11 protein-coding genes are annotated in these 10,039 nt (G+C 52.1%); 7 read left to right on the plus strand and 4 right to left on the minus strand.

Annotated elements, in window-relative coordinates; translation table 11 throughout:
• The 3 genes from VEI96_08425 to VEI96_08435 all read right to left on the minus strand — a co-directional run.
• Nucleotides 1-494, minus strand: a 494-nt coding sequence (locus tag VEI96_08425) for an extracellular solute-binding protein (protein ID HXX58008.1), incomplete at its 3' end; no start/stop codon positions are given.
• An 845-nt stretch (nucleotides 495-1,339) separates the two neighbouring features.
• Complete coding sequence (locus VEI96_08430; GenBank protein HXX58009.1) at nucleotides 1,340-1,537, minus strand: hypothetical protein; 198 nt, start codon at nucleotides 1,535-1,537, stop codon at nucleotides 1,340-1,342.
• On the minus strand, nucleotides 1,530-1,796 hold the full coding sequence (locus VEI96_08435) for a hypothetical protein (GenBank protein HXX58010.1): 267 nt from the start codon (nucleotides 1,794-1,796) through the stop codon (nucleotides 1,530-1,532). Before VEI96_08435 ends, VEI96_08430 begins: the two co-directional genes overlap by 8 nt.
• 212 nt (nucleotides 1,797-2,008) lie before the next feature.
• On the opposite strand from VEI96_08435, the gene VEI96_08440 reads away from it, so the two are divergent.
• The 7 genes from VEI96_08440 to VEI96_08470 all read left to right on the plus strand — a co-directional run bounded on the left by VEI96_08440 (nucleotide 2,009) and on the right by VEI96_08470 (nucleotide 9,081).
• Nucleotides 2,009-2,299: a DUF5132 domain-containing protein gene (locus VEI96_08440; GenBank protein HXX58011.1), complete on the plus strand. Its 291-nt coding sequence runs from the start codon at nucleotides 2,009-2,011 to the stop codon at nucleotides 2,297-2,299.
• On the plus strand, nucleotides 2,299-2,775 hold the full coding sequence (locus VEI96_08445) for a hypothetical protein (protein HXX58012.1): 477 nt from the start codon (nucleotides 2,299-2,301) through the stop codon (nucleotides 2,773-2,775). The genes VEI96_08440 and VEI96_08445 overlap by 1 nt, the downstream gene beginning before the upstream one ends.
• A 142-nt stretch (nucleotides 2,776-2,917) precedes the next feature.
• Nucleotides 2,918-3,625: a hypothetical protein gene (locus VEI96_08450; protein ID HXX58013.1), complete on the plus strand. Its 708-nt coding sequence runs from the start codon at nucleotides 2,918-2,920 to the stop codon at nucleotides 3,623-3,625.
• 8 nt (nucleotides 3,626-3,633) lie between these two features.
• Complete coding sequence (locus tag VEI96_08455; GenBank protein HXX58014.1) at nucleotides 3,634-6,690, plus strand: HAD-IC family P-type ATPase; 3,057 nt, start codon at nucleotides 3,634-3,636, stop codon at nucleotides 6,688-6,690.
• On the plus strand, nucleotides 6,687-7,892 hold the full coding sequence (metK, locus tag VEI96_08460) for a methionine adenosyltransferase (protein HXX58015.1): 1,206 nt from the start codon (nucleotides 6,687-6,689) through the stop codon (nucleotides 7,890-7,892). Before VEI96_08455 ends, metK begins: the two co-directional genes overlap by 4 nt.
• Before the next feature lie 5 nt (nucleotides 7,893-7,897).
• Nucleotides 7,898-8,188, plus strand: coding sequence for a DUF3562 domain-containing protein (locus tag VEI96_08465; GenBank protein HXX58016.1), 291 nt, complete (start codon nucleotides 7,898-7,900; stop codon nucleotides 8,186-8,188).
• A 35-nt stretch (nucleotides 8,189-8,223) separates the two neighbouring features.
• The gene (locus VEI96_08470; protein HXX58017.1) at nucleotides 8,224-9,081 is read left to right on the plus strand and encodes a cation diffusion facilitator family transporter; all 858 of its coding nucleotides are present in this window, start codon (nucleotides 8,224-8,226) and stop codon (nucleotides 9,079-9,081) included.
• 82 nt (nucleotides 9,082-9,163) lie between these two features.
• Here VEI96_08470 and VEI96_08475 read toward each other — a convergent pair whose 3' ends face one another.
• On the minus strand, nucleotides 9,164-9,829 hold the full coding sequence (locus tag VEI96_08475) for a pentapeptide repeat-containing protein (protein ID HXX58018.1): 666 nt from the start codon (nucleotides 9,827-9,829) through the stop codon (nucleotides 9,164-9,166).
• Between the last annotated feature and the right edge of the window lie 210 nt (nucleotides 9,830-10,039).

The raw sequence follows: 10,039 nt of genomic DNA on the forward strand, positions 1-10,039 counted from the left end.
GCGGTCGTCCCAGATCCGTCGGACCTGTGGACTACCGTAATATCTGTATGGGGAAGACTCGCTGTCGGGTTCATCTTCTTCAGCGTCGCGTCATCCCAGTACTTAATCTCCCCGAGATAGATCTTGCAGAGCGCTGTCGAATCGAGTTTCAGTTCGCCATCCTTCACCCCCTGGATGTTCACAACAGGAACAACACCCCCGATTACTGCGGGGAACTGAATCAGCTTATCCCCTCCCAGCTTCTCCGGCTTCAGCGGGTCATCGGATGCCCCGAAGTCAACGGTCCGCTCCGTAATCTGCCTCTGTCCGCCTCCCGAGCCGATGGACTGATAATTCAGTTTCACCCCCGTAACCTTGTTGTAATCAAAGGCCCAGGCAGAGTAGACGGGATAGGGGAATGTCGCACCCGCCCCGTTCAGCGTCTCTTCCGCTCCGACAAGCGTAAAAGAAAGAAGCACGGTGATTGCAACGAGCAGACTCAAAAGATTCTTCATATTTCTCCTCCTTATATTATGTTCGGATATGTTCTTTTAACATACAACCCTCTCTGTTACAAGCATGTTACGGCAATGTTACAGTTCTGTTAAATCGTCTTTTCACCTCCTTCAGATTCCTGACAGGTGACTCTCACTAGTGAGAAGAACTCCCCCTTGCCTGACCGAGAGACTTGTACACCCGGGAAAGACATTACCCGATAATGACAGATGATTATTTGAGTGAAGTTACGAAGTGTTACATTGTGAGGCGTTACGCTTCCCCGGACACGATATCGCGGTGGCGAGGTTGACCGGATGAGCAATATGCCGTTATGACTGTTTCCATATCGCCCATCCTCTTTCGATCAGCAGGGGCGATGGCTGAGCAATCCTCTCGCGTCGCGGCAAACTCCGTCAACGTCTTTCTGTTGTCCCGATCGGGGTCTCCCTGCGGTCATCCTCAGGCAATAAAGTGGATATTTCACACACAATCGTGCAGAGGGACAAGACGGCCTCTTTTATTCTCAGCCGTAATCTTCTGCATGAAGAAAGGACATTTCTTGTGGCTCTTCTTCTTGCAGTATTCCTGAAGCTGAAAACTGCTCGGCACATAAACCGTATCATCGATCCGACATGCTGCGACGAGCCAGAGATTCAAATGCGGACATTTCATGGCTTCCTCCATATGTTCCTCAGAGATTTCGGCCTTAAGACACTTACGTCCCGGGGCAGCGATTTCTCCCAGATAATGAACGGGCATTCCTCGCGTCTTTCCTCGCAAAAAAAGCTGCCGAAACGCTCCGTCACAGGGATTCCCCTCTGACATCTCAAATCTTCCGTGAGATAGTCAACGCACACCATCCCTATCTCCTCCTCAGAATCTTCGCAAGGAATATCGGACAATTGTCGTAGTCCTCGTTGTCGCAGAACGTAACTCTTATCCTCAGAGAAGGAAGCAGCGAAGAGAGCGCGGCCCTGCAGCCATCGGATACGTCGAGGTATGGACACTGCAATTCCTCATCTCTCTTACAAAGGGGACTCAGCGCGAGGGCGTTATTCATGGGGATCACCTGCAATGAGTTTATCTTCCAAGACCCTGCTGACCGCCATCTCGTTAAGATATTTCACGATATTAATCTCTTTCGGGTTGTACTCGATGAGGAGACTTCCTGTCAAAGGATTCGGACGCATCCCCTCTATGCCGGACGGAACGGGAATGGCGGCGAGGTCTTTCAGTTTCTTCAACGACACTCCCTTTATCGACGGGATTTCTATCCTTATACGCCCCGGAATATGGTGCACTATCCTGTACTGAATCATGCTTGATAACTTTTCTCCTTTTGCCTGTCGAAGTTAGTAAACCATACCATTGTTACATCCTCATGAATGAAACGTTACATTTCGATGAAAGTCGTCTCATCCATAGGCAAGTAATGAAAAAATCCGCCGGAAACGGAAGGAAATCGTGATAGTATTTGACATGAAAAGAAATCGTGATAGCATTAAAAATATAGGCGAAAGGAGGTTCAACAATGGGACTTTTTGACGGTGCCCTGAAAGGGAATGTCGTGACCGGGCTTGCCATAGGCATAGGAGCAGCTGTTCTTGCGCCTGCCGTACTCCCTGTCATAGCGAGCGTGGCTAAACCGGTAGCGAAGGCTGCTATCAAAGGCGGAATTATCCTCTTCGAAAAAGGTAAGGAAGCCTTTGCGGAGGCGGGTGAAGTGGTCGAGGACCTGGTTGCCGAGGTGAAATCCGAGCTTTCAGAGGCGGAGAAGGCCGCAAGTTCCGCAACCGCCCCCGAAGGTGAATCAGGCGCTTAATGCTTCCTGATGCATACATCAGTCATCAGACTCCGGAAAGGCTGAGGATTAAGATACCCTCACGAAAGAGGGACCAGGCATATTTGACGCGAATGAAGGAACTTCTTTCGGCTCTCGAAGGCATAGAGGCCGTAGAATGCAACCCCCTGACCGGCAGTTTACTCCTTACCCACAAGGTGGTGAAAAAGGAGAGGATAGCCGAGTATGCCGCGGTCAATAGTCTTTTTCGGATTAACGGGCTGAATGCCTCTCCGGTCGGGCTACAGCGACGGATATCAGGAACTTTCAAGGGGATGGACAGTCAACTGAAAACGTTTACCGGAGGCGAGATAGACATCGGGGGGCTGGCGTTTCTCGTACTCCTCGGCGCAGGGATCTATCAGATGAGCATGGGGAATGTTACCGCACTTCCCTGGTATGGAGCGTTTTGGTATGCATTCAATATCTTCCTGAAATCTAACAGCGCACCGGCGTAGGTTATTTAACTTTTTTGTAACTCAATAGTAACCATTTTGTAACAACTGGGTGGTATTTTTATGTTACAGCGCTTTCATTACCATTAAGAATCGTGGCCGGCTAAGCACTTTCAAATCTATTCACAATAAGAGGAGGCGTGAGATGTCAGCAGAACGTGTCGCAAGCAAAACAGCTTCAGGTGTGGAAGAGGGTATCGGGAAGGCGGGGACGACTGTGAAGGCAGGGGTCGTCAGCAGCCTGAAGGGAATCAATGAGATCGAGGCGGAGATTGTCAGCCTCGTGAGAAATACGGTTTCGAACACCCTTAGGGCCACCGGTTCCGTGGCTGCCGAGGCTGTCGGCGTTACGAAGGATGTGGTAATAGGAACCATTCAGGCTACGGAAGAGGTCGGCACCGGCCTCATCCTGAGCACAAAGAGCGTTGCAAAGGGTGTCGTCATGGGCGTAAGCGACGTGGGCGGGGATGTCGTCACCGTTGCCAGCCAAACGGTAAAGGGCGCTGTCAAGGGGGCTGCCGAGGTTGGAGCAGATGTCGCGATGGTCGCGAGGCGGACCGTTGACGGCGTCATCGAGGCTACGAAAGAGGTCGGCGGGAATGTTGAAGAGGTCGCGAGAGTGGCTGTAGGCGGGGCCATTGAAGCTGCCGGTACCATAGGGAACACGGCTGTCAGGGCAGTCAAGGACATGCTCGTCGGTGTTGTCGAGGGGGTTAAGGAGATCGCAAGCACCGCCCTTCCGAGGCAAAGAACGACCTTTGCTGCTTCTCCGAAAGAGAAACCGGCCCCGAAAGCCGAAACGCCGAAGACGAAGCCTAAGTCTGTTCCGAGCAGAAGTAGAAGAAGAGGATAGTAAGAGGTGTGGTCCAGCCGCTTCATACTTCGGTAAAGGGAAGAGCACGATTTAAAGTAGCCGGACTCTATCGCTCTGCGGTACTCAAGAAAGAGCTTGAATCAGGGCTCTCTCGTCAGGGCGGCATTCAGGGATTTTCGGTAAGCGTCCTTACCGGGAACGTTCTCATATACTATAACTCAGAGAACACTCTTGAGATAGTCGCCTCACTGATCGCTGCGATTGTCGCTCGGTCAGAAAAGACCGGTCAGCCCTCTGAAGCGTTGCCTCAGACTGTCACTGTTGCTCTGTCACGTGGAGATCAGCCTCACGGCGCTGACAAAGTGCTCCCCGCTCCAAGCAGACGTACATTAAGAAAGAGCATCACCCGTGCTGAAGCGCAGACCACCGAAGACTGGCATCTCATGAACGCCATGGATGTGTTCGAGACTTTCGGCACGTCTCGAAATTCCGGCCTGTCATCCGATATTGTCAGTGCTAACCTCAGGAAATTCGGACCTAATGTCCTGCCGGAATCCGTCCCCCGCTCAGGCCTGAGTATGTTTTTAGGCCAGTTTAAGTCACTCCCTGTGGCGCTCCTCGGTGTTGCGGCAGGAATTTCAGTCCTTACGGGCGGCATCGCGGATGCCGTGGTGATTATGGGCGTTGTACTCATCAACGCGGCGATAGGATACACGACCGAGAGCCAGACCGAAAAAACAATCCATGCCTTGAAGCGTCTCGTAAGACCGTCTGCGGCGGTGCTCCGCGATGGAACTTTGCAAGAGATAGGCGCCGAAGATGCGGTGCCCGGAGACCTCCTCCTGCTGAGACCCGGCAGCTATATCGCTGCCGATGCGCGGCTCATCGAAACAAATCATCTGAGCGTCGATGAGTCGGCCCTCACCGGTGAGAGCATGCCGGTGAGAAAGACCCTGTCACCCCTAATGCAGAGGGATATCCCGCTTGCCGACAGGACCAATATGGTCTATATGGGTACTCTCGTTACCGGCGGACAGGGCGTAGCCATTGTTGTGGCGACGGGGAGGTTCACCGAAATCGGGAAGATTCAGACCCTCGTCGGTGAGGCAAGGCCGCCCGAAACCCCCATGGAGCGTCAGTTGGACAGGATGGGCAGCCAACTGGTACTCATCTGCGGCATAGTCTGCGGAATGGTTTTCATAACCGGCCTGCTCCGGGGATACGGCCTTTTGGAGATGCTCAAGACTTCCATATCCCTGGCTGTCGCCGCTGTTCCCGAAGGTCTTCCCACGGTGGCAACCACTACCCTCGCTCTCGGCATCAGAAAGATGCGAAGGCACAATGTCCTCATAAGACATCTCAATGCGGTAGAGACCCTCGGCTCCGTGCAGACGATATGCCTCGACAAGACGGGAACGATAACCTTGAACCGGATGTCCGTCGTCGCGGCTCATGCAGGCATGCGACACTTCAGCGTCTCCAACGGCCAGTTTTTCCTGTCCGGCGAACCCTTGAGTGTCTATATACACGATGAGCTCCTCAGGCTCATTCACATATCCGTCCTCTGCAACGAAAGTGAAGTCCTGGGAGAGGATGGACGCTATGTTATCAATGGCTCTCCGACCGAGAACGCCCTGATACATATCGCATTAGGTTCAGGGGTCGATGTCGGGATGCTGAGAGAGAAGTTTCCTCTTCTGAGAATCCGACATCGTTCAGAAAACAGCAATTACATGTGCACGCTCCACGGGACACAGAACAATTCTTTCCTCGTTGCCGTAAAGGGGAGCCCTAACGAGGTCCTCCCCATGTGCGGCTGGCACATGAAGGACGGCAAAAAGGTTCCACTTACGGATGACGACCGCCTCGCCCTGGAGACAGAAAATGAGCGCATGGCGGGCGACGCCCTCCGCGTTCTCGGGGTGGCCTATTCGTTCGCCGATAACGAGACGCTTCCGCTCGAGGCGGACGTTGACTGCGCGGATAATCTCATCTGGCTCGGCCTCGTGGGCATGGCTGACCCTGTCAGGGACGGCGTAAAGGGATTGATAGGCGAATTTCACAAAGCAGGAATAGATACGGTGATGATAACGGGTGACCAGAGTCCGACGGCATATGCGATAGGAAAGGAGCTGAACCTCGGCAACGGTGAGCAACTCGAAATCCTTGATTCCACCCATCTGGTCGATATCGACCCGGAAGTCATGAAGGCTCTCTGCAAGCGGGTTCACGTCTTCGCCCGCGTCAGCCCGGCACACAAGCTCCGGATAGTCCGGGTGCTCCAGGATGTCGGTCTTGTTGTCGCGATGACGGGCGACGGCATCAACGACGGTCCGGCCCTCAAGGCCGCGGATATCGGCATCGCCATGGGACATACCGGCACCGATGTCGCCCGTGAGGTCGCCGATGTCATCATCGAGGATGACAACCTCGAGACGATGATCATAGCGATCAGTCAAGGCAGAACAATCTATAACAACATCAGAAAGTCCGTCCACTTTCTCTTATCGACGAATCTCAGCGAGATCATGGTTATGTTCACTGCCATCGCAGGTGGCCTCGGCCAACCGCTGAGCGCCATACAGCTGCTCTGGATTAACCTGATGTCCGACATAGCTCCAGGATTGGCACTCGCCCTAGAGCCGCCGGAACCCGACGTCCTGAGCCGGTCGCCCCGCGACCCTGGCGAGCCGATTGTCAGGAGGTCGGATTTCAAAAGGATCGCCTTTGAGTCGGCTGCGATCTCCGCCGGGGCATTGGGGGCCTACGGATATGGCATCGCGAGATACGGCATGGGCCAGAAAGCAGGCACCCTCGCGTTTATGGGCCTCACCGCGGGGCAACTCCTCCATGCCATAAGCTGCCGCTCAGAGACACACAGCGTCTTCAGCAAGGAGAAGTTGCCTCCCAATAGGTATCTCAATATGGCGCTCGGGGGTTCTTTTGCCGTTCAATGTTTGGCCATGTTCATCCCGGGCTTGAGGAATCTTCTAGGGCTCGCTCCGATCGGTGTTCTCGATGGTCTTGTGATCGGAGGCAGCGCTGTTCTTCCCTTACTTGTGAATGAAGGAACGAAGAAAGTCCCGAAAGAGGTGACGCCGTGAAGAAAGACTTCATTTTCACATCAGAGTCGGTTACGGAAGGCCATCCTGACAAGCTCTGTGACCAGATAAGCGACGCCATAGTAGATCATTTCCTTCAGCAGGATCCCTATTCGCGGGTTATTGCCGAATGCGCCGTATCCACCGCGATCATGTTTATCGCGGCGAGATTCGAATCGGGTGCGAGCGTCGATTTCCCGAATATAGCGAGACAGGTCGTGAACCAGATCGGGTATGACCAGCATGCCTTTAATGCAAAGACCTGCAGCATCGTGACGAGTCTCAAGGAATTGGCCCACGATGAGAACTGTTTCTTTGATGAAAGGAACCTCTCGGATGCTGAGATCGATGAAATTCCGGCACGGAACCAGGTTACGGTCTTTGGCTTTGCCTGCAACCAGACCGCTGCCCTCATTCCCCTTCCTATTTGGCTTGCCCACAAGCTGGCGAGGAGACTCACTTCGGTGAGACTCCAGAAGATACTCCCCTATATTTCGCCCGACGGAAAGACGCAGGCGGGCATCGAATACAGGAACGGGAAACCGTTCAGAATCCACAGCATCACTGTCATCGCCAGTCAGGACAGTCCGTCGACAGCCGGGGGGCCTGATATGAAGAGACTCGAAGAGGATATCAGAGAGACTGTTATAGATCCCGTATTTTCCGACGAAGCTATAAGGCCGGACAAGAACACAAAGATATTCATAAACCCCGACGGTCCCTTTGTCATCGGGGGTCCCTCCGTCCATTCGGGGTTGACGGGAAGGAAAAATGCTATCGACACCTATGGAGAGTATTCCCGCCAGAGCGGCGCTGCCCTGAGCGGTAAAGACCCTCTCCGCATAGACAGGATAGGAGCCTATGCGGCCCGTTACGCCGCTAAGAATGTTATCGCCGCGGGGCTCGCCGCTGAATGCGAGCTGCAGCTCAGTTACTCTATCGGTCTTTCGAAGCCCGTGAGTACTCAGGTCGAAACCTTTGGAACAGGTGTCCTGCCTGATGAAAAGATAGCGGCACTTGTCGAGAGACTTTTTGATTTCCGTCTTGCGGGGATCGTAAAGCAGTTCAACCTGAGATACCTGCCGTCGATTCTGAAGGGCGGTTTTTACAGAAAGCTCGCTGCATACGGCCATGTCGGAAGAATGGATATGGGTCTGCCGTGGGAACTGACCGATAAGATCCAGGAGATGAAGGGGCAAAGGTGAGGCTGATGAACACTCTGCCTGAAGAATGTAAGAAAGTGCTCTACGATAATGAAACCGAGAGGAGGCTTCACATCGGAGCGATAGAAGTGCTGTCTGTTCGCGCCGGTCTCTCCTCGGACAAAGTGGAAAGGCTATACGAAATCGTTTTGAACCGATTCAAAAGGGAAGCAAGAATCAGGGATTATCTACCGATCCTCGTGAGCAAACGGGTTCATTACCTGCTGGATAAGTGGAGACGTTCCGGGAGAAGCGATGCCCCAGGTCCCAAAAAAGAACCCGAAAATTATGCCTACTGAACTATCCGTTCCTTTCTCTCCAGGGGGCTTATCATTTGACTGACCGCGACCAGAAACTGGTTCTCTCTTTGACCATCGCTTACTTCTTCATCGAGCTGCTCGGTGGATTGTATTACCGCAGCCTTGCCCTTGTTACGGATGCATCTTTTATGGCCATCAATGTTTCGGGTCAATTCATCGCGCTTTACATCGGCAGGCTCGCTCAAAGACTTCCGAATAAGAATAAAACCTTCGGGTACGAAAGGGCAAAGGTTTTATCAGGTCTGTTCAATGGAATGCTCGTCGGTTTCTTGCTCTTCTATGTCTTCATCGAGGCATACCATAAGCTGAGGAATCCAGAGCCCTTGGAGGCGGATAAGATCCTCCTTATCGCCGTAATAGGTCTTTTTGTGAACGCCTTCGGACTCATCAGGCTTTATAAGCACTCGCAAGATATCAATATCAAGGGGGCTCTGCTTCTCATATTGAATGATACCTTGGGCTCAGTCGGCGTCATTGCATCGTCCCTCATCATCCGCTTTACGAACCTTTACTTCGTCGACGCTCTGGCGGGTGTGGGCGTGGGCTTATTAGCCGCCTATCCCACGTATTTCTTGATAAAGGATAGCGTACAGATCCTCATGGAGGGAAACCCGGCCAAAATAGATATCGATGAGGTAGAAGGTTTTATTTATGAGACATTCGATAATATCAGTAACGTGAAAGATATGCACATATGGGGTTTGTCTCCCGAAAAAATAATACTCGCTGTGAGGATAAGGACGAACGGGTCAGTCTATCGCAGAGAAACCATGAAGGGAATGAAGCGTGCGCTGAAGAAGAAATTCGGCTTTTCGGATATCTATATTGAGCTTTACGAAGTGAAACAGGCATCCTCGGAGGTTCTGTCATGAGTACCGCGCACACTTGAAAGCTTTATTTTGAGGGGTTATAGTTCAAACAGAAATCTATTCAGCAATATCAAGAAAGCTTCTGCTATCTGCAGATGCCAATCGATCCGGATTTGCATTTTCGCCCGTCAGTCCAGATCGCATCTGTCAGCTTTGCCCCACTCAAGTCCGAGTCCTCCAAGTTCGCATCCGTTAGATCGGCGCCTCTGAGGTCTGCATGATCGAGGGCTGCTTTTCTCAGATTTGCCTTGCGCAGATTCGTGAATCGCAGATTTGCTCCGCTGCATCTCGACAGGTGGAGATCTGCACTGCTCAGGTTCGCACCCAGCATTGTCGCGTCTTTCAAATTTGCCTCACTCAAATCTGCACCGCTTAAATTTGCATCGTTGATTGTCGCGGAATGCAGATCTAACTTACTTAGATTAGCATTGGCAAGATTTGCACGGGTGAATACCACCATGAATACGTTCGCCTCTCGTAGGTCAGCTCCGTGCAGATCGGCGCTTTCAAATTCCGCGTGAGCGAGGTTGGCACCTCTCATATTTGCATCCCCGAGGATAGAATCATCCATTTCCCAACCGTCAATGTCCATTCCACTGAGATCACATCCCACACATTCATGCGGATGCGTTTTATCCATCTTATCGAAACTGGAAGGATTAAACCCGTGAGTGATATTTGTCATAAAACAAAAAAACAGCGTAAAGACAGCGATTCTTGCGTTACCATTTTTCTTGACGGCAGTGCTCATCTATTAAATCCTCCTCAACTGGCCTTAGTGAACGCCATTTCCTTTACACATGCAAGAAGTGAGGTCTTCAATTTCATTTTCGACGCACGTGCATGCCGATGTGGGTTTGCTATTTTCACATACCTCACTTAAATCAATCCATGTTTTATATTCGCACTTATACTTATGGCCGGACCTACATATTTCGGACTGGTCAGGGTAATTGTTGTC

Source organism: Thermodesulfovibrionales bacterium, from assembly GCA_035622735.1.
Classification (GTDB): Bacteria; Nitrospirota; Thermodesulfovibrionia; order Thermodesulfovibrionales; family UBA9159; genus DASPUT01.